We start from the raw sequence: 24,013 nt of genomic DNA on the forward strand, positions 1-24,013 counted from the left end.
GCGCCGCTCAAGTCTAGCACGGGACAAGAAAAAAGCGGCAATGGCGATGGCCATTGCCGCCTTGCAATCTTCGATTCGGCCGGCCTCAGGTCGGCCGTAGCGCCTTGGCGTTGAGGTCGAGCTCGTTGACCTGCTTGGTACGCTCGGAATCGGCGGCCGCACGATGGTCGGTCGCCAGCACGACGTAAACCGCGGGTAGGACGAAGAGCGTGAACAGCGTGCCGATCGACATGCCGGCGACGACCACGAGGCCGATCGAGAATCGGCTGGCTGCGCCGGCGCCGCTCGCAGTCAGCAACGGGATCAGGCCGGTCACCATCGCAGCCGTCGTCATCAAGATCGGCCGCAGACGGATGCGGGCCGACATTTCGATGGCCGATCGGCGGTCCAGCCGCTCGTTCACCTGGAGCTCGTTGGCGAACTCCACCATCAGGATGCCGTGCTTGGTGATCAGGCCGACCAGGGTGAGCAGGCCGACCTGGGTGTAGATGTTCATGGTCGCCACGCCGAAGAACAGCGGGATCAATGCACCGACGATCGCCATCGGCACCGAGATCATGATCACCAGCGGATCACGCAAGCTCTCGAACTGGGCCGCCAGCACCAGGAAGATGATGATCAGCGCGAAACCGAAGGTGATCGCGAGCTGATTGCCTTCCTGCACATACTGTCTGGAATCCGCGAGATAGTCGTGGCTGAAGCCTTGCGGCAGTTTCTTGGCCTCGCTCTCGAGGAAGTCAACCGCGGCGCCGACGGTCACGCCGGGCATCGGCACGGCCGAGAACGTCGCCGAGTTGAGCTGATTGTAGTGCGTCAGCGAGTTCGGGTCGGTCTTGGTGTTGATCGAGACCACGGTCGACAGCGGGAGCTGCTGGCCGGTGCTGGTCGTCACATAGTAACCGCCAAGCGATTCCGGTGACAGTCTGTTGGCGCGCGGCACCTGCGGGATCACCTGGTAGGAGCGCCCCTCGAGATTGAAGCGATTGATGTAGTTGCCGCCCAGCAGAACCGCGAGCGTACTGCCGAGGTTCTGCATGTTGACGCCGAGATCCTGCGCCTTGTTACGGTCGATCGTGACCACAACGCTGGGCTGGTTAAAGGCGAGATCGCTGTCGGAAACGATGAACATGCCGCTCTTGCGCGCAGCGTCCTTCAGCTTCTCCATCTGCTCAAAGACGGTCTGGTAGCTCGCGGTGGAATTGATGACCATCTGCACCGGCAGACCGCCCGGACCACCCGGCAGCGGCGGCAGATTGAACGCGAACGCCTGCACGCCCTCGATCTTGGAGAGCTCGGCCTGCACCAGCGGCTTCAGCGCGATCGACGATCGCTTGCGCTCTTCCCAGGGCTTGAGCAGCATGCCGGCGATGCCGCCCTGCGGGCCATTGATGCCGTTCAGCACGAAGCGCAGATCGGTCTCCGGGAAGCTCTGAAACTTCTTGTCGAGCTTGTCGCCGTAGAAATCGACATAGTCGATATTGGCGTATTTCGGCGCCTTGGTCACTGCGAACACGATGCCCTGGTCTTCCTCAGGTGCCAGCTCCTTCGAGGTGTGCATATAGAGGAAGCCCACGAGCCCGAGGATCGTGATTGCGAACAGGCCGGTAATCGCCTTGTAATCGAGCGACCGGTCGAGCCTGCGGCCGTACCAGCGCGTCAGTGCGCCGAACACCTTGTTGACCAGCTTGGCGAAGCGGCCTTCTTCGGTGTTCTTGAGCAGCACCGAGCACATCATCGGCGACAGGGTCAGCGCGATCACGCCGGATACGATCACGGAGCCGGCGAGCGTGAAGGCGAATTCCCGGAACAGCGAACCGGTGAGACCACCGAGAAAGCCGATCGGGGCATAGACCGCTGCCAGCGTGATGGTCATCGACACGACGGGACCGACGATCTCGCGTGCGCCTTCGAGCGCCGACTGCACCGGTGTCTTTCCCTCCTCGAGATGCCGGTGGATGTTCTCCACCACCACGATGGCGTCGTCGACCACGAGGCCGATCGCGAGCACCATCGCGAGCAAGGTCAGCAGATTGAAGCTGAATCCCAGCGCCAGCATCAGGGTGCAGACGCCGATCATCGACAACGGGATGGTGACGACTGGAATGATGACCGAACGCAGCGAGGCCAGGAACAGGAAGATCACCACGATCACGATGATCACGGCTTCGCCAAGCGTCTTCTCCACCTCGTCGATCGAGGATTGGATGAACTTGGTCGAGTCATAGGCGACCTTCATCTTCATCGACGGCGGCAGGTTGCGCTCAAGCTCCGGGAACAGCGCCCTTACACCCTTGACCAGCGTCAGCGGATTGCCCTGCGGCGTCGCGTTCACACCGATGAAGATCGCATGCTCCCCGTTGAAGGCAACACTCGCGTCGGTGCTCTGCGCCGCAAGCTCGACCGTGGCGATGTCCTCCATCCGGACGAAGCCACCGTCCTTGGCCTTCACGATCATCTTCCTGAACTGGTTGACGTCCGTCAGGCTGGTGTTCGTCGAGATGTTGGAAACGATGAGATAGCCCTTGGTCTGGCCCGCCGCGGATTGGAAGTTGTTGGCCGTGATTGCGGCCGCAACATCCGCCGGCGACACACTGCGGCCGGCCATCTTCACGGGATCAAGCCAGAGCCGCATCGCAAAGGTCTGGCCACCAAGAATGTCGGCCGAGGCGACGCCGTCGACGGTCGACAGCACCGGCTGCACCACGCGCGTCAGATAGTCCGAGATCGCCGAGCCTGACAGTTCCTCCGAGGAGAAGCCGAGATACATCACGGCCGTGGTCTGGCCCGTGGTCTTGGTGACGATCGGGTCGTTCGATTCCTTCGGAATCAGGTACTTGACCGAGTTCGTCTTGGCCAGCACCTCGGTAAGCGCCTGGTTCGGGTCGAAGTTCAGCTTGATGTAGACCTGGATGGTCGAGGTGCCGAGCACCGAGGACGAGGTCATGTAGTCCACGCCCTCGGCCGAGGCGACCGCCTGCTCGATCGGCGTCGTGATGAAGCCCTGGATCAAATCCGCGGACGCGCCGGGATAGACGGTCGTGATATTGATGACCGTGTTCGACAGCTTCGGATACTGCCGGATCGGCAGCACCATCGCCGCGCGCAGGCCGATCAGCAGGATCAACAGACTGACGACGACCGACAGAACCGGGCGCTTGATGAAAATATCGGTAAAGGCCATCGCGGCGATCTCGACTTCTATGTCTCAAGAGACGTGATCCGGCCGGGNGGGCCGGATCACGCGAATGTATTGTCAGTAGCGCGGGGGCTGCGCCGGGATCGGCGGAGCCGGGTCGGTCGAAATTGCGACAGCGGCGCCCGACTGCAGCTTGAGCTGGCCGACGGCGACGACCTTGTCGCCCGCCTTCACGCCCTTGATGATCTCGACGCGACCGTTGACCCGATTGCCGGTCTGCACGAAGGTGCGCACTGCGCTCAGCGTCGTCTTGCCGTCCTCGCCCTGCTTCTCGGTGATCATGAACACGGAGTCGCCGTACAGCGTATAGTCGACGGCCGTTTCCGGAACGGTGATCACGGCCGGCTTGTCCGGCAGCACCACCGTGGTGGTCACGAACATGCCCGGCTTCAGGATCTTTTCCGGGTTGGCGATCGTGGCCTGCACGCGAATGTTGCGGGTGTCGGCGGCGATCTGCGGCTCGATCGTGGTGATCTTGCCGTCGAAGGTGCGCCCCGGATAGGCATCGACCTTCAGCCGGACCGGCTGCCCAACCTTGAGGTTGCCCGAGTCCTTTTCCGTCACCGTAAAGTTGGCCCACAGCTCCGACAGATCGGTCAGCGACACGATCGCGGTGCCAGCTGTGAGATATTGTCCGACCTCGACCTTGCGCACGCCGAGCTCGCCGGAGAACGGTGCACGGACCAGCTTCTGCGAGATCAGGGCCTCGGTCTTGGCGATGCCGGCCATTGCCTGGTCGTAGGCGGCCTGAGCTTGGTCCACCGTGGCCTGCGGGCCGAACTGGCGCGATGCCAGCTGCTTGGCGCGGTCCAGCGACAGCTGCGCGACGGTTGCCTGCGCCTTGTAGTTGGCGAGATCGCCCTGCTCGGGCGCGTCGAACAGCTGCACCAGCGGCGTGCCGGCTTCGACATGGGCGCCCGGCTCGAATTTGATCTCGGTGACGCGTCCATTGACATCGGCAGTGACGTCGACCTGGTGGACTGCGGCGAGGCCGCCGACCGCAATGAGCAGGTTCGGTACCACCTCGGACTTCGCTTCGGCCGCGCTGACCATGGTCGGCGGCGGCTTGTTGTTGGCGAAGAACTGCTTGATCATCTGGCCCCGGAAATAATTGAACCAGACGAGACCACCGACGAGCACGCCGAGAAGCGTGCCGACGATGATGAACCAGAGCACCGGCCGAACCGGGCGCTTGGGGGCCTTGCTGTCGATCGGTTCGCCCGAAATCTTGTGTTCGGCTACGATGTTCATGTCATGCACTCTCTGCAATCGCCGTCTTGTCCACACCCGGGGCCAATTGATGGCCCAGATGCGAAGCAATTGCGGCGTCGTTAAGTCCGATGCCTCTCAGGAGAAACTCACAAAGCTGCCGCTCCAGATCGTTCGCCGCGCTATAGGCGAGACAATGCACCGAAGGCAGCCTGGTCAGTGCGGCGGTCATCACCGTATGATGCGCAAACCAGAACAGGTTGAGCGGTTCGCCACCACAGGCCCGCGCATCCCCGGCGGCGACGGCGCGTTCGAGCGAGGCGACGAAAACCGCTCCGATCAGCGTCTTGATCTTTGCATAGAGCAAACGAGCGAATTCGCCATCATCCAGATGACTAGTGGCCATCAGTCGCAGCCGCTGGGCGTCTTCCTGGTCGGGGCCGTCGGCGATCTCCAGGAAATGCCGGACCATGCCGCGGATCACCTCGACCAGGGTGGCCGTCGATGGCTCCCGCTCGAGCAGGTCCATCAGCGCCGGGTCCGCCTCGCACTCGTCGCTGAGGATTTCGGCATACAGCGCCGCCTTGGACGGGAAATGCTTGAAGAGCAGTGCCTCGGAAATGGCAGCGGCGGCCGCCACGCTCTTGGTCGTGGTGCCGTTATAGCCGTGTCGGGCAAAGCAGCGCTTTGCGGCTCCGAGGATCAATTGACGCCTCAGGTCGCTCGTCATACGCAATGTGCTCATGCTAGTGAGTAAGCACTCACCCACGCAAAAGTCAAGCCGAATGGTGCGGCGCAACCTAAATGGGCGGGGAACTGTTGGAAACTGGTCACAGATTACCTCCGCGGGGAGAGCATCGCCCCACGGGGGACCAGATTTAGGGCCGGGGTCAGATCGGCTGGAAGCCGAGCTCGCCACGGATCCGATTGACGATGTAAGTCCCGTCCCGGCTCGGCAGGATCCGTTCGACGTTGGCGCTGTCGATCTTCACATTGGCAAAGCGCGGCCCTGCCGAGAGGTCGTGGATGGCTTTGGCGAAGGCTTCGACCTCAGCCATGGTCGAGATTGCCCGGCTATCGGCGATGCCACAGGCCCTGGCGACGCCGACAAGGTCGGCGGTAGCCGNTGGTCTGGCCGCCGGTCTCGCCATAGGCTTCGTTGTCGAGCACGACGATTGAGAGATTGGACGGCTTCTGCACCCCGATGGTGGCAAGGCTGCCCATGCCCATCAGCATCTCGCCGTCGCCGGTAATGACCAGCACCGGCAGTTTCGGTTGCGCCAGCGCGAGCCCCAGCCCGATCATCGCAGCGCCGCCCATGCCGCCCCAGAGATAGAAGTTGCGGGCATGATCGCCCGCCGCAGTGATGTCGTTGGTGGAGGCACCGAGGCCCCCAATTGCGACCACGTCCTTGCGATCAGCCAGCAGCGCGGAAACCACCTTTCGGCGGTCGAGGAGATTAGCCTTGCTCATTTGGTGAAGACCTTGGCGCCGATCAGGCGCTGCGACAGCAGGACGGCGGTGGGCGTGAGCGCGTTGTACGCCTGCGCCGCGGCGGCTTCGAGCACAGCCGGCACCTCGGCTGCGTTCGAGGCACGCAGCACCTTGATGCCGGAGAGTTCGAGCACGCCCTGCGTGGTCGAGCCCATCGGCACCTGCCACGGATTGAACTCGCCCCACTCGCCGCGCATGGTCACGAGGCTGAGGAACGGAAAGCGCAGGATCGGGATCAGCGACAGCATGTTGATGCAATTGCCGACGCCGCTCGACTGCATCAGCAGCACGCCGCGCTGGCCGCCGGTCCAGGCGCCGGCAAGGAGAGCGATGCCCTCCTCCTCGGTCGTCAGCGGGATGCCGCGCATCGTCGGTGAAGCCAGCACGCGCTGGATCAACTTGGAATGTCCGGCATCGGGCACGTAAGGCACCTGCCGGACGTCGAAGCGTTGCAGGGTCGCGAAAATATCGTCAGGCCAACTCGGGGCCGTGTCGGAAGCGTCAGCGCGGGCGTGCATTTTTCTGTCCAGTCGGCTAGCAAGGTGCCAAGACTGTAGACGCATGCATGCGCCGATCAGAACAACAAAAACGGCATAACGGGTTTAACCGGCGAGTATAACGGGATGAACGCAGATGCGAAGGCGCTGGCGGCAAGCTTCAACCTCGAGAAGCTGACGCCTGAATTCCACGACGACCCCTACCCGATCTATCGTGCATTGCGGGAGAACGAACCGGTCAAGCGGCTTGCGAGCGGCACCGTATTCCTGACGCGCTATGACGACCTCGTCACCACCTACAAGAACACAAGATCGTTCAGCTCGGACAAGAAGCGCGAGTTCGCGCCGAAATACGGCGACACGCCGCTCTACGAGCATCACACCACCAGCCTCGTCTTCAACGATCCGCCCGCCCACACCCGCGTGCGGCGCCTGATCATGGGCGCGCTGTCGCCGCGCGCGATCGCCGGCATGGAGGGCGACCTCGTCAAGCTGGTCGACGGCCTGCTCGATGCCATCGCCGCCAAGGGCCATTGCGAGCTGATCGAGGATTTCGCGGCCTCGATCCCGATCGAGGTGATCGGCAATCTGCTCGACGTGCCCCGTGACGAACGCGCGCCGCTGCGCGACTGGTCGCTGGCAATCCTGGGCGCGCTCGAGCCGGTCGTGTCAGCCGAGGCGGCCGCACGCGGCAACAAGGCGGTGACGGATTTCCTCGCCTATCTCGAAACGCTGGTCGCGCGGCGGCGGCAAAAGCCGGGCAATCCCGACCGTGACGTGCTGACACGCCTGATCCAAGGAGAAGGCAACGCCGAGGAGAACGGCGAGCGGCTGACCGAGAAGGAGCTGCTGCACAATTGCATCTTCCTGCTCAATGCCGGCCACGAGACTACGACCAATCTGATCGGCAACGGCCTCGTCGCGCTCGACCGGTATCCCGACCAGAAGCAGCGGCTGACCGATAATCCTGACATGATCAAGACCGCCGTCGAAGAAATCCTCCGCTACGAAAGCTCGAACCAACTCGGCAATCGCATGACCACCGAGAAGGTCGAGCTCGGCGGCGTCATGCTCGAAGCCGGCACGTCGGTGACGCTGTGCATTGGCGCGGCCAACCGCGACCCCGCGCAGTTTCCCGATCCTGAGCGCTTCGACGTCGCGCGCACGCCGAACCGGCACCTTGCCTTCGCCACCGGTGCGCATCAATGCGCCGGCATGGCGCTGGCGCGGCTCGAAGGCGCGATCGCGATCTCGCGTTTCCTGGCGCGCTTCCCGAACTATGCCGTGAGCGGCCAGCCGGTGCGCGGCGGCCGGGTGCGGTTCCGTGGCTTCCTGAGCGTCCCCTGCTCGATCGGCTGAGGCGTCATGACCATCGATCAATTGCGCGAACGCTGGGCCGATCCTGCCCTCACGGTGCTGACCGTGCTGATGGTGGTCATGATGTTCGTGATCGCGCCGTTGCAGGCGCTGGGGCTGTTCGCATTCCAGGTGTCCGAACTCGTGCTGGCGCTGCTGCTCGTCGTCGGCATCTTCGTGATCTCAGGCAGCCCCGTCGCAGTGGTCGGCATGCTGATCGCGCTCGGCATGATCGTGACAGGCGCGATCTTGCGGATCAGATCGCCATCCATCATCGACCTCAATCTGTTTGCCGGCTCCTGGTTCATCGTGGGAACGACGATGGCCTGGGCGGTGGCGCGGCAGACCTTTGCGCCGGGGCGCGTCACCTATCATCGGGTGATCGGTGCCGTGCTGCTCTATCTCACGGTCGCCGTGATCTTCGCGGCGCTCTACACTTTCATCGGCTCGCTCGATCCGGCCGCCTTTGTCAGCATGAAGGTGGAGGACAGTCCGAGCCTTGCGAGCGAGGTGATCTATTTCAGCTTCGCGACGATGACCACGACCGGCTATGGCGACGTCGCGCCGCTGCACCCCGTCGCGCGCAGCCTGTGCAACATGGAAGCCATTTTCGGCCAGCTCTATCCGGCGACACTGCTGGCGCGCCTGGTCACGCTCGAGATCGAGCATCGCAGGCAGGACTCCTGAATCACCACTCCTGAAGCCTTCGCCGACCAAAAATCGAAAACAACCCCATGCACAGTAGGACGCCGCTTGGTCGAAATTAGCAGGTGGATGCGCAGAACTATTTGACACGCCGGGGCAAATCGGCAGCATCGCGCACATCCCAGGCCGCCCAATGGGAGTGACGAAAATGAGCAGGTCGGTCATTGATCTCCTCGCAACGGAAGCACGCTTTGGCGCCCAGAATTACCAGCCCATCGGGGTCGTCCTGACCCGCGGCGAAGGTGTCTGGGTCTGGGATACCGAGGGCAAACGTTACCTCGATTGCCTCTCCGCCTATTCCGCAGTAAGCCAGGGCCACTGCCACCCGAAGATCCTGGCGGCGATGGTGGAACAGGCGCAGCGGCTGACGCTCACCTCGCGCGCCTTCCACAACGACCAGCTCGCCCCGTTCTACGAGGAGATCGCGGCGCTGACCGGCTCCCACAAGGTGCTGCCGATGAACAGCGGTGCCGAGGCGGTTGAAAGTGCGATCAAGTCGGTGCGCAAATGGGGCTATGAGGTCAAGGGCGTGCCGGACGGCCAGGCCGAGATCATCGTCTGCGCCAACAATTTCCACGGACGCACGCTGGGCATCGTCGGCTTTTCGACCGACCCCGAGACACACGGGCACTTCGGGCCGTTCGCGCCGGGCTTCAGGATCATCCCTTTCGGCGATGCCACCGCCCTCGAGGCAGCGATCACGCCAAACACCGTCGCCTTCCTGGTCGAGCCGATCCAGGGCGAAGCCGGCGTCATCATTCCCCCTTCAGGCTATTTCACTGAAGTGCGCGAGCTCTGCACCGCCAACAACATCATGCTGGTGCTCGACGAGATCCAGACCGGGCTCGGCCGCACCGGCAAGCTGCTCGCCGAGCAGCACGAGGGCATCGAGGCGGACGTGACGCTGCTCGGCAAGGCCCTGTCCGGCGGCTTCTATCCGGTGTCGGCCGTGCTCTCGAACAACGACGTCCTGGGGACACTCCGACCCGGGCAGCACGGTTCGACCTTCGGCGGCAATCCGCTTGCCTGCGCGGTGGCCCGCGCCGCGATGCGCGTGCTGGTCGAGGAAGGCATGATCGAGAACGCGGCACTTCAGGGCGCGCGCTTTCTGGACGGCCTGAAGGACATTCGCGCCAACACGATCCGCGAGGTGCGCGGGCGCGGCCTGATGCTGGCGGTCGAGCTTTATCCCGAAGCCGGCCCCGCCCGCCGCTATTGCGAGGCGCTCCAGGGCAAGGGCATCCTCGCCAAGGATACCCATGAGCACACCATCCGGATCGCCCCGCCGCTGGTGATCACCAGCGAACAGGTCGACTGGGCGCTGGAGCGGTTCGCCAGCACCCTAACGCAGGATTTCTCTTGAGGCTGCCTGCGTCGGAAGATCGCAACCCCGGCCGTCGCCGGCAACGAACGATTCCGCCACCTGCGCGTTGAAAGTTGTGGGCGATTAGAAGCTGGGAGCTACGATCATGCTTCCGCATGGCGTTCGCCTTAGGGCTGTTTTGGTTGGTGTCTCGATGCTGGCGGTAAGCGTCGGCGCGTCTGCCCAAAATCATGGAAAGGGTGGACCACCGGCACCGGCTGCCCATCCAGCGGCGCCACCTGCGATGGCCCGTCCGGCGGCACCGCCGGCCATGGCGCGTCCTGCTGCGCCGGCGTTCCATCCGCCTGCCATGCCGCAGCGACCGGCCATGGCACCTCATCCGGCGCCGCACATCGCCGCACCGCCACCGCGTCCGGCCCCACACTTCGCTGCTCCGGCACCGCGCGCTGCCCCGCACATCGCGGCGCCGCGGCCTGAATTCCATCGGGCCCCGGCAGCGCCGCAACGCCCGGCCATGGCACCGCGGCCGACGCCGCATATCGCCGCCCCCTCCCACCCGAGCGCACCGCCAGCCGTGAGCGAGCGGCTGTCGCGACGGGATCAGATCGAACAGCGCGCGCAACAGCGTCAGCAGCAGATTCAGCAGCGCCAGCACGACATGCTGTCGCGCCAGACCGCAGAGCGCCAGACCCGCATCGATCGCCTGCAGCAGCGCATGCAGCAACTCCAGTCGCAGAAGCCGGAGGGCGCGCGGGCATTGCGCGCACAGCAACGAACGCTCCAGGCGCAGAACCGCTTGCTCGCGCGTGAGCAGCGCGCGCAGCAAAACGACCTGGCGCGCCAGCAGCGCCTTGGGCTGCAGGCGCCAGCCGGCACGGCAGCTACTGCGGCCGCTATGCAAGCCGCCACGCGCGGACGGTTTACCGAGCGATTCCGCGAGCAGGGCACTCCGCTAGGCCAGGCGGCGCTCGTCACCCGCCAAAGCGGCTGGGCTCCCCGAGAGGCCTGGCGGCACCGCCATCCTGCGATCTTCGTGGCGTGGCTCGGGCCCGTGTTCTGGCCTTACGCCTATTCCGACATCTTTGACTACACGTTCTGGTCCTATGCCTATGACCCCGGCTATTGGGCGTACGCATATGACGACTTCGTCGACACCGTGTATTGGGGCGGTGACAGCCCCTATTCTGCCTATGCCAGCATCAGCCCGTATGACACTCCGCAAGCCGGCGGCGGCTATCCCGCACGCCGGCGCGCGAGCGTGAGCCCGCAAGCGCTACAGCAATTGTGCGGCACCCCGGACAAGGGCGTCACCGCGTGGCCGCTTGCCGACATTGCGCGGGCGGTGCGGCCGACGCCAGAGCAGCGCGCGCTGCTCGACGAGTTGAAGACCGCGGCGGCCAACGCCGCTCGTGTGTTCAAGGACTCCTGCGCAGAGACCTATGCGCTGACCCCGCCCGGCCGCTTGCGGGCGATGGAAAACCGCATCAGTGCGACGCTGGAAGCGGTCAAGATCGTGCGACCGGCACTGGAGAACTTCTACAACTCGCTCAGTGACGAACAGCAGGCCCGCTTCAACGCGCTCGGCCCCAATGTCGGCGACCGCTCGCCGCCGCAGCAGCAAGCGAGTGCCGAGGGCTGCGGCGATCCGAAGTCCGGCTTGACACAATTGCCGATCCAAAGGATCGAGGCCGTGCTCCACCCCGCAGGCAAGCAGAAGGAGGCGCTCGCCCGCCTCAGCGAAGCGACGGCAAAGGGCGTCGAGGGCCTCCAGGCGGCCTGTCCGAACGATGCGCCGCTGACGCCGGTCGGACGGCTGGAGGCGATGCAGCACCGGCTCGAGGCCATGCTGTCGGCCGCCAAGCTGGTCGAACCGGCCCTGGACGAATTCTATGCCACGCTGAGCAGCGAGCAGAAGGCGCGCTTCAACACGCTGCAACGGGTCGCAGGCCCGTAAGGTGGCGCGCCCCAGAGCACACGCATCGCGGAGAGCTCATAGATGAAGTGGCAGCCTTAATTCCGGGCTTACTTCGGCACGGGTGAGCCGTGATGCTGCGCCACCAGCCATTTGCCGTCCACCTTCACCCAGGCCAGGGTCAGGCGGAAGGGCAACACGGTGCCATTGGGCAGCGTGAAGTCGGCGAAGCCGGAGCTCAACAACGCGTCGGGCCCTGCCGCAATCGCCTGCTGGTCGCCCATTTTCACCTTGATGCCCGGCGGCAGCTTGCTGAAATAGCTGCGTACGCCGTCCGTGCCGGTGAACAGCTGAGCCGTCGAGCCGAACAGCATGGCGTCCTTGGTGTAGATCGCGGCAAACTTCTCCGCATCACCTGAATTATAGACCTGCTCCCACTGCGCGCGCGCCGCCACCGCGTCTTCGTTTGGTCCGGCCTTCGCCGCGGATATGGATAGCAGCACGACCAGGATTGCCAAGGAGCGATAAATCATTGTTTCAATTTCCCCCTGCGAACTCCAATCCGGGCAGCGTAGCACGGCCGGTAGGCGGTGGAAAAGAAACAGACCGGCGTTCTACCGACGAAAGCGGGAGCAGGTTCAGAAGGGACCCATGCTCATCTCCGCCAAGCCGGTCGAAACCGCCGTGGGGAAGGCTCGCTTCAACGCGCTGCAACAGGTCGCAAGCCCCTGAGGGCTGCACGTGTGGACCTACACCACCGTCCGGTGTCGCGCGATGCAGGTGCGCAGCACCTCGTCCATCGGCCTGGCCCACCAGTCGTTGGAGAAAATCTCGATCTCCGAATAGCCGGCAAAGCCCTGCGCCTCGACCGCCGTGCGCACCGATTTGATGTCGATGACGCCGTCGCCCATCATGCCGCGGTCGTTGAGGATGTCCCTGGTCGGCACCAGCCAGTCGCAGACGTGGAACGCGAGCAGGCGGTCTTGCCCCGCGCGCGCGATCTGGTCCATGAGTTCCGGGTCCCACCAGATGTGATAGACATCGAGCGCGACGCCGAGCATGCCGGTGCGAGCAGGGTCGAGCCGGTCGCAGATGTCGAGTGCCTGTCTTGTGGTGTTCACGCAGGCGCGGTCGGCGGCATAGGCCGGATGCAGCGGCTCGATCGCCAGCGGCAGGTTTGCCTGCCTGGCATAGTCGAGCATGTCGGCGAGTGCCTCCTCGACCTGCCCGCGGGCGGCCGCGATGTCCTTTGACGCCTCGCTGCCGGGCCGCGAATATTGCGGCAGGCCACCGACGACCAGCACCACGCAGGACGCGCCCAGCGCCTTGGCTTCGTCGACGCAGCGGCGGTTGTCGTCGCGCACCTCTCCCCGGCGCGATGCGTCAGAGGTGAACATGCCGCCGCGGCAATAGCCCGAGAGATCGAGGCCGGCATCACGCACGGCGCGCACCGCACGTTCGAGACCGACAGAAGCGACCTGATCGCGCCAGGGATCGATGGCGCGGATGCCGTGCCTGCCGCAGGCCTCGATGATTTGAACAAGGTCACCCTGCTTGCGGACGGTCGCCGTGTTGAGCGACAGCCAGCGATGGTCGGATGAAAAATCGCGCATCACTGTTCCAGTCCGTGCGAGGCCAGCACGGTCTTCATCCGCCGCGTCGCGAGTTCGGGGTCGGCAAGCAGGCCGGCCTGATCGGCGAGCCGGAACAGCTCCGCCAGATGCAGCATCGAGCGCGCGCTCTCCTGCCCGCCGACCATGGTGAAATGGTCCTGATGGCCGTTGAGATACGCCATGAAGACGACGCCGGTCTTGTAGAAGCGCGTCGGCGCCTTGAAGATGTGACGCGACAGCGGCACCGTCGGCCCGAGGACGTCGTGGAAGCCGGCTTCGTCGCCGGCCGCCAGCCTCGACAGCGCGTAGGATGCCGCCGGTGCGATCGCGTCGAAGATGCCGAGCAGCGCGTGGGAAAAGCCCTTTTCGTCGCCGGCAATCAGTTCCGCATAGTTGAAATCGTCGCCGGTGTACATCTTGATGCGCTTGTCGAGGCGCCGGCGCATGTCGATCTCGCGCTGCTGGTCGAGCAGCGAGACCTTGACGCCATCGACCTTGGCCGCGTTGTTGTTGATGATGGCGACCGCGATGTCCATCGCCCTGTCGAGATTGCTGGTCCCCCAATATCCGGCCAGGGCCGGATCGAACATGTCGCCGAGCCAATGGATGATCACGGGCTGCGCCACCCCCGACAGCACGCGGTTATAGACCTTGGCATAGTCGTCGGCGCCGCGGCCGAGCCTCGCCAGCGCGCGCGAGGCCATCAGGATGATGCGGCCGCCGACCTTCTCGACTGCCGAGATCTGCTCCTCATACGCGCGGATCACGTCGTCGAGACTCCGGGCATCCTCCACAGCAAGATGATCAGTGCCCGCACCGGAGAACACCAGCGCGTTGCGCCGCTTGGCGGCCGCGACCGAACGCGTGATCAGCTCCAGCGAGGTCGGCCAGTCCAGCCCCATGCCGCGCTGCGCCGTGTCCATGGCTTCGGCAACGCCGAGGCCGAGATCCCAGACATGCTCGCGGAAGGCGATGGTCTTGTCCCAGTCGACCGCCACGGAGAGCCACGGATCGTTGTCGGCAAAGGGATCGGCGACCGTGTGCACGGCCGAGAAGGCGATGCGGTTGAGCGGACCCTCGAGCTTTGCGGGAAACGTGCGCGAGGCAGCTAACCGGTAGGTCTCGATCGAGCGATCGGCCTTCGGCAGCTTGAGCGACAGGGATGACATGGGCTGGACAGACTTGTTCATTGCTTCGAACCTCTCCCCGTCATTGCGAGCGCAGCGAAGCAATCCAGACTGCCTCTCCGGAAAGGCTCTGGATTGCTTCGCTGCGCTCGCAATGACGCTGTGGCAGACATCGGGGCTTAGCGCCAAATCTCACGCCTTGATCGGCGCGACGTCGATCCAGCGCCGCTCCTTCCAGCTCTTCAGCGCGCATTCGGCGAGCTGCACGCCCTTGGCGCCTTCGAGCAGCGTGAACTTGTAGGGCGCATCCTCGTAGACATGGCGGATGAACATCTCCCACTGCTCCTTGAAGCCGTTGTCATAGGTGACGTTGTCAGGCAGCTTCTGCCAGTCGCCGTAGAAATCGTGCAGCCGCTTCTCGTCGGGATTCCAAACGGGGCGCGGCGTCGCCTGCCGCGCCTGGATCATGCAATCGGTGAGGCCTGCGACGGCCGAGCCGTGAGTGCCGTCGACCTGGAAGGTGACGAGGTCGTCGCGATAGACACGCGTGACCCAGGACATGTTGATGTGAGCGATCACGCCGCCCTCGAGCTGGAAGGTGGCGTAGGCGGAATCATCCGCGGTCGCCTTGTACTTTGTGCCCTGCTCGTCAAAGCGCTCGGGAATGTCGGTGTTGCCGATGCAGACCACGCTCTGGACGTTGCCGAACAAATTGTCGAGCACGTAGCGCCAATGGCAGACCATATCGAGGATGATGCCGCCGCCGTCCTCGCTGCGGTAGTTCCAGGACGGCCGTTGCGCCTCCTGCCAGCCGCCCTCGAACACCCAATAACCGAACTCGCCGCGCACCGAGAGGATGCGGCCGAAGAAACCGCTGTCACGCAGGAAGGCGATCTTCTTCAGGCCGGGCAGGAACAGCTTGTCCTGCACCGTGCCGTGCCTGACGCCCTTGGCATTGGCGAGCTTGACGACCGCGAGCGCCTCCTCAAAATTCGTCGCGATCGGCTTCTCGCAATAGACGTGCTTGCCTGAAGTGATGGCCTGGGTCAGCAGGCCGGGGCGCGCCTGCGTGGTCGCGGCATCGAAGAACATGGTGTCGTTGATGTCGGCGAGCGCGGCATCGAGGTCGGTGGTCCAGCGCGTGATGTTGTAGCGCCTGGCGAGCGCCTCGACCTTCTCGGCGCTGCGGCCGACCAGGATCGGATCCGGCATGACGCGATCGCCGTTCTTCAGGCGGACGCCACCCTGGTCGCGGATCGCGACGATCGAGCGGATCAGATGCTGGTTGAGCCCCATGCGGCCGGTGACGCCGTTCATGATGAGGCCGAGGCGTTGGGTGGTCATGGTGCGTGCTCCCTTCGCGGCGCGGTCTTCGCCTCGCTCGCGGTTTCTCGATCGGGCAGAAATTAACCCGTTGGATAAATACTGTCCAGAAGAGTTCGCTGGGATGGTATGTGGCGGGGTTCCACACGCCAGTGTCATTCCGGGCGATGCAAAGCATCGAACCCGGAATCTCGAGATTCCGGGTTCGGTCACTACGGACCGCCCCGGAATGACGGGAGAGAGATCGGGGAAACTAAACCGTCTGCGCCATCGCAGTGCGCGACTTCGGCGCCTTCGCGATCCCGAACAGTGCGGCCGACTTTCCCGTCAGCGCCGCCAGCACCAGGCCGACCATGTGTGCGAGGCGCTCGTCCTTGGCGTCCTTGGCGAGCAGGTCGCGGCCGAAGATCACGCTGAGCGTCGCCGAGTTGGAGAGATAGAAGAAGCTGAGCGCCGCGATCGAGATGTAGAGCTGCACCGGGTCGACGGCGACCTGGAAATCACGGGAGGCGACGCCGCGCCGCACCACGGTGCGGATCATCTCGACGAAGGGCGAGTGCATCGACTTGACCTTGGTCGAGCGCTTCAAATGCTTGGCGCGGGCGAGGTTCTCGGTCTGGAGCAGCGACAGGAATTCGGGGTTGCGCAGGAAGTAGTTCCAGGTGAACTCGATCAGCCGCCTGATCGCCTCGGGCGGATCGAGGTGCTCGAGATCGAGCCCCCGCTCCTCGCTGCGGATCTTGTCGTAGGCGCCTTCGAGCACGGCGAGGTAAAGCTCGTCCTTGTTGCCGACGTGATAGTACAGCATGCGCTTGTTGGCGCCGGCCTTGGCGGCGATGCGGTCGACGCGTGCGCCGGCGAGCCCGTGGGCGGAGAATTCCTGCTTGGCCGCCTCGAGAATGCGCAGCCGCATCCCCTCGGGGTCGCGCTGCCATTTCAGAGTTCGCTTTGCGGTTGCCTTCGCCAAACCGGGTGCTCGCTGGGTGGTCGTCCAGATCGCATGTATCATGCGGGCGGCCGGTCGCATAGGAGAGAGGCGCGCAACTGCCTCAACACCGTCATTGCGAGCGCAGCGAAGCAATCCAGACTGCCGCCGCGGAGACGGCCTGGATTGCTTCGTCGCAAGGGCTCCTCGCAATGACGGAGGCGAGAGTGTCGCCCGCCCTACTCCACCGGCCTCAGTGAGCGCTCCAAGAGCACGGTCTGGATCCCGCAGGTGCCGCTTCGCACCGTCATGATGCGGGTGCCGGGCTTGCGGCCGTTGCGCACTTCGCTGACATCGAGGCCGGCGGCGATGAGGCGGGCGCGGGTGGCGTCGATGTCGGCGACGCGCCAGCTCAGGCCCCAGAGCCGGTCATGCCGGGAGTCTCCGCCCGCGACGGGGCGGCGCACCACTTCGACGATGAGATCGCCGCAGCGGAAGAACATCAGCTGGCCCCAATCATGATGGGAGCGGTCGAGCGCGAGATCGAGCCCCAGCCGCGCGCCGTAGAGCGCGGCGGCGCGATCGGAATCCTCGGTGGTGATGACGACGTGATCGAGCCCGTCGATCGGCGCAACGTCTGAGGCCACCGACTTCGGACGCTCCTCGGCAAGCTCGAGGAAGAACATGCGCACGCCGCGCGTCAGCTCGGTCGCGGCCCGCGTGCGCTTCCAGTGCAGCGCCGCGCCCGAGGCGTCGTCGCTGCTCTCGACCTCGGCGACGGGATCCGGCTTCAGTGCCACCCGGTCCAGCCGCCGGTGCATCTTGCCGATGTCGGCGACACGAAAGCACAGGCTGGCGAGCACGCCCTCCTGCTCGTCGAGCAGCGCACGCATCCGGTCCGCGGTCGCGGTAAAGCCGCTCGGCGCCATCAATTCGAGCGTCATGTTGTCGAGGGTGAAGAGCACGCGGTCGGCGCCCTCGCCGGAATTCTGCCAGGCCGGCGCGCGCGCGAGCAGCGTCTGATAGGCCGCCTTGGCCGCACCGATATCCTTGACCAGAACAACGATATGATCGAGGCCGGTGATCATGCTTGTCCCTTTTGATCGGCCTGGAACCATGGGGCCGGGCAACGGCAAATGTCCGGGCTTGGCACGGGCCTGACATGGTCGTATTCCGGCCCTGGGCCGACCTCAAGCGCTTCGGGCCGGTTTTGTGAATAATTTCCGCGTCTTTCGCGCGGAACCGGTGCTAGAGTAAGTGCGCCGGCCGGGACCACCCAGCGCATCACGGACAAGCAATGCAGGCTCTCTTTATCGGACAGACCTATATCGACGTCGTCTTCATCACCGACCACATGCCGACCGGCGACGAAAAGCACGTGGCCCGGGACTACGCGGTCTCCTTCGGCGGCAACGCGGTGACGGCGGCGTTCTGCTGCGCCAAGCTCGGCATCGTGCCCGACCTGATCGCCACCGCCGCCAATGACTGGCTGGGACGCATGTTCCAGGACATGTGCGCGAAATACGCGATCTCGCTGCATCCGCGCAAGGTGAACCAGTCCTCGCTGTCCTTCATCATGCCCAAGGACGGCAAGCGCGCCATCGTCCGCTGCCGCGACGACGAGCACATCCACCCGTTCCCGATGCTCAATCTCGGCGGCTGCCGCGCGCTGCATGTCGACGGCCACCAGCCGGATGCGGCGATCCACTATGCCAAGGTGTGCCGCGAGGCCGGTATCCTGACCTCGCTCGACGGCGGCGGCCTGCGCACCAACACGCATGAGCTGCTTGAATTCATCGACGTCGCCATCGTCGCCGAGCGCCTGTGCGAGCAGATGGACCTGACGCCGGAGAAGATGCTCGACTACCTCAAGAGCCGCGGCTGCAAGATCGGCGGCGTCACCATGGGCGAGAAGGGCCTGCTCTGGTACGACGAAACCGGAACGGTGCAGGTGATGCCGGCGATGCCGATCCCGCGCGAGCGCGTGATCGACACCAACGGCGCCGGCGACGTGTTCCACGGCGCCTATGTCTATTCCTACCTCGCCCATCCCGGCAAAAGCTGGCGCGAGCATTTCGACTTCGCCCGCGCCGCCTCAACCTACAAGATCCAGCGGCTCGGCAACGAGGCGGGCCTGCCGACCCTTGTCGACATCGCCAAGGTCAGGCACGAGTTCGAAGTCAGGGTCTAGGGATTTTGCAATGGGGCGCGTCTTCGTCGCCGGCAGCATCAACATGGATGTGGTGGCGACCGCCGATCGCCACCCCAAAGTCGGCGAGACCGTCGCCGGCCGCGAGGTGCTGTATTTTCCGGGCGGCAAGGGCGCGAACCAGGCGGTGGCGGCATCCAGGCTCGGCGCGAGGACGACGCTGATCGGGCGGCTGGGCAAGGATGCATTCGGGGCCGAGCTGCGGGCGTTCCTCGCTGCGCAGGGCGTCGATCTCGGTTGGTTGCGCGATGCCGACACGCATAGCGGCACCGCGATCATCACGGTCGCGGCCTCCGACAACACCATCGTCGTGATTCCCGGCAGCAATGCGCTGGTCAGCGCCGAGGACGTCGCGGACGTCCCGCTGGCGAAGGATGACGTCGCGGTCAGCCAGTTCGAGATCCCGCTGCCGACGATTGCCGCGTTCTTCGCGCGGGCGCGTAGCGCCGGCGCGACGACGCTGCTTAATCCGGCCCCGGCGCAAAAGATGTCGGGCGAGCTGCTCGCGCTGGTCGACATTCTCGTGCTGAACGAGACCGAGCTCGGCTTCCTCGCCGGCGTGGAACTTGCCGATAGCGACCAGGCGGCGAAGATCATCGCCGTCGCGCGACAACTTCAGGCGCGGGCGGACCAGACCATCTGCGTCACGCTGGGAAAACGCGGCGTGCTCGCGCTCGCTGCCAGCGAGGAATTCGCGGTGCCGGGCCGCGAGGTGAAGGCGGTCGACACGACGGGCGCCGGCGATTGCTTCGTTGGCGCGCTCGCCTCGCAGCTTGCCGATGGCGCGCCTCTGCGCGCCGCCCTCGCCTTCGCCAACGCTGCCGCCTCGATCTCAGTGCAGCGCATGGGTGCCGGGCCGTCGATGCCGACGGCTGCGGAGGTCAAGGCGGTGCTTTAGGCAATACTCCGGTCATTGCGAGCGCAGCGAAGCAATCCAGACTGCCGCCGCGGAAAGACTCTGGATTGCTTCGCTGCGCTCGCAATGACGGGGAGATCAAGCCAGCGCGCTCTTCAGGTCGAAGCTTTCATCGGCGGCCTGCTCCGGCGTGATCGAGCGGTCCATGGCCTGCAATCTGCGACCGAACATGTGATCGCCGGCGCGGTTGATGGATTCGATGCCGAGCAGTCTGTCGCCGTGATAGCAGAACGCCGAAAACGCCTTCTTGGCGGGATCGCCGCGCAGCACGACGCGGTCGTAGCCGGTGGTGAGTCCGGCGATCTGGAGCTTGTCGTCGCCCTGGTCGCTCCAGAACCAGGGATGGCCGTCGTAAGGCTTTTTATCGCCGGTCAGCCGTGCCGCAAGGCAGCGCGCGTGATCGGTGGCGTTCTGCACCGATTCCAGCCGCAGCGAGCCGCCAAAGCGCGGGCTCGCGAACAGCGCGCAGTCGCCGATCGCGGAAATGTCGGGATCAGCCGTCGACAGATATTCATCGACGATGATACCGGCGGCAACCGGCAAGCCCGCCTCAGCCGCAAGCTCGATATTCGGCAGCACGCCGACACCGACCACCACGAGGTCGGCGGGCAGATGGCGGCCGTCACTGAGACTGACGCCGGTGACCTTGCCGTTCTCGGCCTCGATCGAGGTGGCCTGCACGCCGAGATGAATGCGGATGCCGGCCTCGCGATGGCGGGCCTGGAAATATTCCGAGACCTCCGCCGTCACCGCGCGCGCCATCACGCGCGGGGCGAGCTCGAGCACGTCCACGTCCAGGCCCTTGATGCGCGCGGTGGCGGCGAATTCGAGGCCGATGAAACCGGCACCGATCACCACCACCCGCGACTTTGACGGAATGATGGCTCGCAGCGCCTCGCTCTCGTCGAGGATGCGGAGGTATTTCACGTCGGGCAGATTGGCGTTGGGCAGATCGAGCAAGCGGTTGCGCGCGCCTGTGGCAAGCACGAGATGGCCGTAAGGCAGCGTCTCGCTAGATGCGAGCAGCAGTTTTCGCGCCGCCCGGTCGATCGACACGGCGCGCCCCGAGATCAGCTCGATCTTCTGGTCCTGATAGAATTTTTCGGGGCGGAACATCAGGCTCTCGGGCCCGGCCGAGCCCTTGATGTAGGCCTTGGACAGCGGCGGCCGCTGATAGGGCAGATGCGCCTCGTCATTGATCAGGCAGATGCGCTCGGCAAACCCCGCCTGTCGCAGCGATGCCGCGACCTGGTAGCCGCCATGGCCGGCACCGACAATGATGACAGGACCCTCAGTCATTGGACAGCTCTTTTCCGCAAGACACGAGCATGACCCATGTCGTCTCCTCTCGCTAAGAATGGCTTGGCTAGCCTTGCGAGGAGCCGGCGCTCGTGTCCGTCCCTTTGGCGAAGGCGGCCCCATTTGAGCCGATCATTCCGCGCGGCGCAAGGGCCGGGGCACTGGCGGCCGGGGCACTGGCGGCCGGGGCACTGGCGGCCGGGGATTGTCACCCCTGCCCTTCTGCGATTTAGTTGCAGCAACGGACCTCCAGCCGGGGATTTCAAAATGCCAGCTCCCGTCTCAAAGCCTGACGATCCCGCGCTGCTGCGGATCGAGGGCGCGATCGCGACCATCACGCTCAACCGCCCCGCCGCGTTCAACTCGGTCAACCTCGCGATCGCGCAGAAGCTCGAGCAACTCGCGGCCTATATCGAGGGCGATGATGCCATCAAGGTCGTGGTCATCGAAGGCGAAGGCCGTGCCTTCTCGGCCGGCGGCGATCTGCAGACGATCGGCGCTGCGGCCGAGGCCAACACTGTGACGCCTGTGGTCGGCGAACTCTTGAAGCACTATCATGCCTTCATCGAGATCCTCAGGCGGATGCCAAAAATCTCGCTATCGAGCGTGCACGGCTCGGCCGCCGGCGCCGGCATGGGCCTCGCCTTCGTCACCGACCTCTGCATCGCCGCTGACGACGCCAAGTTCACGCCCGCCTATGCCAAGATCGGCGTGTCGCCGGATGGCGGCTCGACGGTCGGGATCGTCGGCACGGTCGGCTCGCGCCGCGCGCTGCAAATCTTCCTCGCCGAGGACAATTTTACCGCACAGCAGGCCTATGAATGGGGCCTTGTCGTCAAGACTGTTCCTGCAACCGAGCTGAAAGCCGAAACGCGGCAGCTCGCCGAGCGCCTCGCGCAGAACCCGCCAGCGGCCATCGCCGGCACGAAATCGCTGGTCTATGCAGCCGCGAACACGCCGGTGAAGCAGCAGTTAGATGCCGAGGAGCACAAGATCATCATGGCGATGAACACGGAGGAGTTTCGGCTCGCCGTGAAGAAGTTCACGAGCAAAAGCAAATGAGGTCTAGTGCGGGCAGATGTAGCCCGTCCCCGCCGGCGACTTGAAGCAGCCGACTGATTCCGGCAGCACGTGCTGCGGCAGCCACAGCACGACGCTCGGGAAGTAGATGGCGAACGCGATGGTGGCAAAGAAGACGACGTAGATCGGCAGCGCCGCGCGTAGCGCCCTGGCAAAGCTGATCCCGACGAATTTCGAGGCCATCAGCAGCACCAGACCATAAGGCGGCGTGATCAGGCCGAAGGCGAGCGTCGCGATCAGCACCACGCCCATGTGCACGCCGTTGATGTCGCCGGCCTCCGTCAGTGCGTTCACCAGCGGCATGAAGATGATGATGGTCGGCACCGGCTCGATGAAGTCGCCGACCACGGTGAACAGCAGCACCATCAGCAGCATGATCAGATGCGGATCGTTGCCGGCGATCGAGGTGATCATGTCGGCGATGTAGCTGGCGCCGCGCAAATAGGCGAGCATCCAGCCGAAGGCGTTGGCGGCGCCGATGGTGATCAGCGGCAGTGAGAAGATGAGTCCGGCGAGGCAGAAATCGTACGGGATCTTTCTGAAATGCCCGCGGTTCAGCGCGGGGATCACCACCAGGATGATCCAGACCACGGCGACGACGCCGGCCTCCGTCGGCGTGAACCAGCCGGTGAGGATGCCCCCTAACAGAATCACCGGGATCATCAGCGGCAGGGCCGCATCGCCGGCCGCGAACACCACCTGCCGCAGCGGCGCGCGGGGCTTACGCAGGCCCGAGGGGCCGAAGAAATAGCAGTAGATCATCAGCCCGAAGCCGATCATCAGGCCGGGCACCACGCCGGCCATGAACAGGCCCGCGATCGAGACGTTGCCGACGGCGCCGTACACCACGGCCGTGATGCTCGGCGGCACCAGCGCGGCGATGGTCGAGGCCGAGGCGATGATCGCGGCGATGAAGGCAGGCTCGTAGCCTTCGCGCTTCATCGGGCCGCCCAATGCGCGGCTCATCACGGCGACGTCGGCCGTGGTCGAGCCGGACATTTCCGAGAAGAACATGCTGAAGACGACCACGACCTGCGACAGCCCACCCCTGATATGCCCGACCAGCGACACCGAGAGGTTGGCTATTCGCACCACCACATTGGCCGAACTCATGAGCTCGCCGACCAGCAGGAAGAAGGGGATCGCCAGCAGCGCCTCGGAATCGACGCCGTCAAAGATCTTCTGGATGATGGCGGCGAGCGAGACATCGGACAGGATCGCGCCGATGAAGACGCCGGCCATCAGCGAGAACGGCACGGGCACGCCGAGATAGCCGAACGACAGGAAGCAGATCGACATCAGCGCCAGGACAATGGGTGCGCTCACGGCTGCGCCCTCGCCTGCGTTTCGGTCACGACGGGCGCAGCGTCCTCGTCCGGCGGTTCTGGATGATCAAACCCATTGCGCAGGCCGTTGACGAGCTGCTCGACGGCGAAGAGGCCGATCAGGATGCCGGAGAGTGGAATGATGGCGTAGAGCGAGGCGATCGGCGTGCCCGACGGCAGGCGGAAGCTGCCGAAGCCGCGCAGATAGTTCTGGTAGCCGTACCGGATCAGGCAGAAGGCAACGCCGAGCACGATGAGGCGGATGATGATTTCGACGATGATCCTGGGTGCACCATGCATCGCCTCGGAGATCGCGGTGAGATAGAGGTGATCGTTGCGACGCGTCGCCGCGGCGGTGCCGATGAAGATCGCATAGATGAACAGCGTCGAGGTGACTTCCTGAAGCCATAGCCAGGGATGGCCGATGGTGCGGGTGACGATGTCGGCGGTGACCGACAGCGAGAAGCCGAAGCACAGCGCGCCGCAGAGGACCATCAGCGTAA

At 64.7% G+C, this 24,013-nt stretch carries 20 protein-coding genes and 1 pseudogene; 7 read left to right on the top strand and 14 right to left on the bottom strand.

Going from position 1 to position 24,013, the window contains the following annotated elements; translation table 11 throughout:
* Window positions 1–85: 85 nt before the first annotated feature.
* The 5 genes and pseudogenes from AOQ71_RS27535 to AOQ71_RS27555 form a co-directional block, all read right to left on the bottom strand.
* Window positions 86–3,181 (bottom strand): MexW/MexI family multidrug efflux RND transporter permease subunit, encoded by a 3,096-nt coding sequence (locus AOQ71_RS27535; protein ID WP_057753259.1) that lies wholly within the window; start codon window positions 3,179–3,181, stop codon window positions 86–88.
* 72 nt (window positions 3,182–3,253) lie between these two features.
* Window positions 3,254–4,447, bottom strand: a complete 1,194-nt coding sequence (locus AOQ71_RS27540; protein ID WP_057753261.1) for an efflux RND transporter periplasmic adaptor subunit — start codon at window positions 4,445–4,447, stop codon at window positions 3,254–3,256.
* Window position 4,448: 1 nt separating this feature from the next.
* Window positions 4,449–5,150, bottom strand: coding sequence for a TetR/AcrR family transcriptional regulator (locus tag AOQ71_RS27545; RefSeq protein ID WP_083514523.1), 702 nt, complete (start codon window positions 5,148–5,150; stop codon window positions 4,449–4,451).
* A gap of 382 nt (window positions 5,151–5,532) precedes the next feature.
* Window positions 5,533–5,878: pseudogene (locus AOQ71_RS48655) on the bottom strand (thiamine pyrophosphate-dependent enzyme); the annotation flags it as partial.
* A complete protein-coding gene (locus AOQ71_RS27555) occupies window positions 5,875–6,417 on the bottom strand; it encodes a phosphonopyruvate decarboxylase (protein ID WP_057753265.1) in 543 nt (180 codons plus the stop codon). The pseudogene AOQ71_RS48655 and the gene AOQ71_RS27555, both read right to left, overlap by 4 nt.
* A 105-nt stretch (window positions 6,418–6,522) precedes the next feature.
* Here AOQ71_RS27555 and AOQ71_RS27560 point away from each other — a divergent pair, with 105 nt between their 5' ends.
* The 4 genes from AOQ71_RS27560 (at window position 6,523) to AOQ71_RS27575 (ending at window position 11,735) form a co-directional block, all read left to right on the top strand.
* Entirely contained in the window at window positions 6,523–7,755 is a 1,233-nt protein-coding gene (locus AOQ71_RS27560; protein WP_057753267.1) for a cytochrome P450, read from the top strand.
* Window positions 7,756–7,761: 6 nt separating this feature from the next.
* Window positions 7,762–8,439 (top strand): potassium channel family protein, encoded by a 678-nt coding sequence (locus tag AOQ71_RS27565; RefSeq protein WP_057753270.1) that lies wholly within the window; start codon window positions 7,762–7,764, stop codon window positions 8,437–8,439.
* Window positions 8,440–8,605: 166 nt separating this feature from the next.
* Window positions 8,606–9,820 carry an ornithine--oxo-acid transaminase gene (gene rocD / locus AOQ71_RS27570; RefSeq protein WP_057753272.1) on the top strand — a complete coding sequence of 405 codons (1,215 nt, stop codon included), beginning with the start codon at window positions 8,606–8,608 and terminating at the stop codon, window positions 9,818–9,820.
* A 475-nt stretch (window positions 9,821–10,295) separates the two neighbouring features.
* Window positions 10,296–11,735 carry a Spy/CpxP family protein refolding chaperone gene (locus AOQ71_RS27575; protein ID WP_057753275.1) on the top strand — a complete coding sequence of 480 codons (1,440 nt, stop codon included), beginning with the start codon at window positions 10,296–10,298 and terminating at the stop codon, window positions 11,733–11,735.
* Window positions 11,736–11,803: 68 nt separating this feature from the next.
* Here AOQ71_RS27575 and AOQ71_RS27580 read toward each other — a convergent pair whose 3' ends face one another.
* The 6 genes from AOQ71_RS27580 to AOQ71_RS27605 form a co-directional block, all read right to left on the bottom strand.
* Window positions 11,804–12,226 (bottom strand): SgcJ/EcaC family oxidoreductase, encoded by a 423-nt coding sequence (locus AOQ71_RS27580; protein ID WP_057753277.1) that lies wholly within the window; start codon window positions 12,224–12,226, stop codon window positions 11,804–11,806.
* A 216-nt stretch (window positions 12,227–12,442) separates the two neighbouring features.
* Complete coding sequence (locus tag AOQ71_RS27585; protein WP_057753279.1) at window positions 12,443–13,306, bottom strand: sugar phosphate isomerase/epimerase family protein; 864 nt, start codon at window positions 13,304–13,306, stop codon at window positions 12,443–12,445.
* Entirely contained in the window at window positions 13,306–14,496 is a 1,191-nt protein-coding gene (locus AOQ71_RS27590) for a dihydrodipicolinate synthase family protein (protein ID WP_057753282.1), read from the bottom strand. The genes AOQ71_RS27585 and AOQ71_RS27590 overlap by 1 nt, the downstream gene beginning before the upstream one ends.
* Window positions 14,497–14,625: 129 nt before the next feature.
* Window positions 14,626–15,777, bottom strand: coding sequence for a Gfo/Idh/MocA family protein (locus AOQ71_RS27595; protein WP_057753284.1), 1,152 nt, complete (start codon window positions 15,775–15,777; stop codon window positions 14,626–14,628).
* 232 nt (window positions 15,778–16,009) lie between these two features.
* On the bottom strand, window positions 16,010–16,765 hold the full coding sequence (locus AOQ71_RS27600) for a TetR/AcrR family transcriptional regulator (protein WP_205668265.1): 756 nt from the start codon (window positions 16,763–16,765) through the stop codon (window positions 16,010–16,012).
* A gap of 155 nt (window positions 16,766–16,920) precedes the next feature.
* Window positions 16,921–17,769, bottom strand: coding sequence for a VOC family protein (locus tag AOQ71_RS27605; protein ID WP_057753286.1), 849 nt, complete (start codon window positions 17,767–17,769; stop codon window positions 16,921–16,923).
* A gap of 209 nt (window positions 17,770–17,978) precedes the next feature.
* On the opposite strand from AOQ71_RS27605, the gene AOQ71_RS27610 reads away from it, so the two are divergent.
* The gene (locus AOQ71_RS27610) at window positions 17,979–18,872 is read left to right on the top strand and encodes a sugar kinase (protein ID WP_057753288.1); all 894 of its coding nucleotides are present in this window, start codon (window positions 17,979–17,981) and stop codon (window positions 18,870–18,872) included.
* Between the two features lie 10 nt (window positions 18,873–18,882).
* Window positions 18,883–19,788, top strand: coding sequence for a ribokinase (gene rbsK, locus AOQ71_RS27615; RefSeq protein ID WP_057753290.1), 906 nt, complete (start codon window positions 18,883–18,885; stop codon window positions 19,786–19,788).
* A 96-nt stretch (window positions 19,789–19,884) separates the two neighbouring features.
* Here rbsK and AOQ71_RS27620 read toward each other — a convergent pair whose 3' ends face one another.
* Entirely contained in the window at window positions 19,885–21,105 is a 1,221-nt protein-coding gene (locus AOQ71_RS27620) for an NAD(P)/FAD-dependent oxidoreductase (protein ID WP_057753292.1), read from the bottom strand.
* Window positions 21,106–21,372: 267 nt separating this feature from the next.
* On the opposite strand from AOQ71_RS27620, the gene AOQ71_RS27625 reads away from it, so the two are divergent.
* Window positions 21,373–22,167 carry an enoyl-CoA hydratase/isomerase family protein gene (locus AOQ71_RS27625; RefSeq protein WP_057753294.1) on the top strand — a complete coding sequence of 265 codons (795 nt, stop codon included), beginning with the start codon at window positions 21,373–21,375 and terminating at the stop codon, window positions 22,165–22,167.
* Between the two features lie 3 nt (window positions 22,168–22,170).
* Here AOQ71_RS27625 and AOQ71_RS27630 read toward each other — a convergent pair whose 3' ends face one another.
* Together AOQ71_RS27630 and AOQ71_RS27635 are read right to left on the bottom strand one after the other, a co-directional pair.
* Complete coding sequence (locus AOQ71_RS27630) at window positions 22,171–23,511, bottom strand: TRAP transporter large permease (protein WP_057753297.1); 1,341 nt, start codon at window positions 23,509–23,511, stop codon at window positions 22,171–22,173.
* A partial coding sequence (locus AOQ71_RS27635) for a TRAP transporter small permease (protein WP_057753803.1) occupies window positions 23,508–24,013 on the bottom strand: 506 nt, incomplete at its 5' end. The genes AOQ71_RS27630 and AOQ71_RS27635, both read right to left, overlap by 4 nt.

This window comes from Bradyrhizobium manausense (assembly GCF_001440035.1).
GTDB classification, from domain to species: domain Bacteria; phylum Pseudomonadota; class Alphaproteobacteria; order Rhizobiales; family Xanthobacteraceae; genus Bradyrhizobium; species Bradyrhizobium manausense.

Bases quoted from the DNA above. Each gene is read 5' to 3' on its own strand.
- AOQ71_RS27535 (WP_057753259.1), bottom strand. From the start codon at position 3,181: ATGGCCTTTACCGATATTTTCATCAAGCGCCCGGTTCTGTCGGTCGTC.
- AOQ71_RS27540 (WP_057753261.1), bottom strand. From the start codon at position 4,447: ATGAACATCGTAGCCGAACACAAGATTTCGGGCGAACCGATCGACAGC.
- AOQ71_RS27545 (WP_083514523.1), bottom strand. From the start codon at position 5,150: ATGAGCACATTGCGTATGACGAGCGACCTGAGGCGTCAATTGATCCTC.
- AOQ71_RS27555 (WP_057753265.1), bottom strand. From the start codon at position 6,417: ATGCACGCCCGCGCTGACGCTTCCGACACGGCCCCGAGTTGGCCTGAC.
- AOQ71_RS27560 (WP_057753267.1), top strand. From the start codon at position 6,523: ATGAACGCAGATGCGAAGGCGCTGGCGGCAAGCTTCAACCTCGAGAAG.
- AOQ71_RS27565 (WP_057753270.1), top strand. From the start codon at position 7,762: ATGACCATCGATCAATTGCGCGAACGCTGGGCCGATCCTGCCCTCACG.
- rocD (WP_057753272.1), top strand. From the start codon at position 8,606: ATGAGCAGGTCGGTCATTGATCTCCTCGCAACGGAAGCACGCTTTGGC.
- AOQ71_RS27575 (WP_057753275.1), top strand. From the start codon at position 10,296: ATGGCACCGCGGCCGACGCCGCATATCGCCGCCCCCTCCCACCCGAGC.
- AOQ71_RS27580 (WP_057753277.1), bottom strand. From the start codon at position 12,226: ATGATTTATCGCTCCTTGGCAATCCTGGTCGTGCTGCTATCCATATCC.
- AOQ71_RS27585 (WP_057753279.1), bottom strand. From the start codon at position 13,306: ATGCGCGATTTTTCATCCGACCATCGCTGGCTGTCGCTCAACACGGCG.
- AOQ71_RS27590 (WP_057753282.1), bottom strand. From the start codon at position 14,496: ATGAACAAGTCTGTCCAGCCCATGTCATCCCTGTCGCTCAAGCTGCCG.
- AOQ71_RS27595 (WP_057753284.1), bottom strand. From the start codon at position 15,777: ATGACCACCCAACGCCTCGGCCTCATCATGAACGGCGTCACCGGCCGC.
- AOQ71_RS27600 (WP_205668265.1), bottom strand. From the start codon at position 16,765: ATGATACATGCGATCTGGACGACCACCCAGCGAGCACCCGGTTTGGCG.
- AOQ71_RS27605 (WP_057753286.1), bottom strand. From the start codon at position 17,769: ATGATCACCGGCCTCGATCATATCGTTGTTCTGGTCAAGGATATCGGT.
- AOQ71_RS27610 (WP_057753288.1), top strand. From the start codon at position 17,979: ATGCAGGCTCTCTTTATCGGACAGACCTATATCGACGTCGTCTTCATC.
- rbsK (WP_057753290.1), top strand. From the start codon at position 18,883: ATGGGGCGCGTCTTCGTCGCCGGCAGCATCAACATGGATGTGGTGGCG.
- AOQ71_RS27620 (WP_057753292.1), bottom strand. From the start codon at position 21,105: ATGACTGAGGGTCCTGTCATCATTGTCGGTGCCGGCCATGGCGGCTAC.
- AOQ71_RS27625 (WP_057753294.1), top strand. From the start codon at position 21,373: ATGCCAGCTCCCGTCTCAAAGCCTGACGATCCCGCGCTGCTGCGGATC.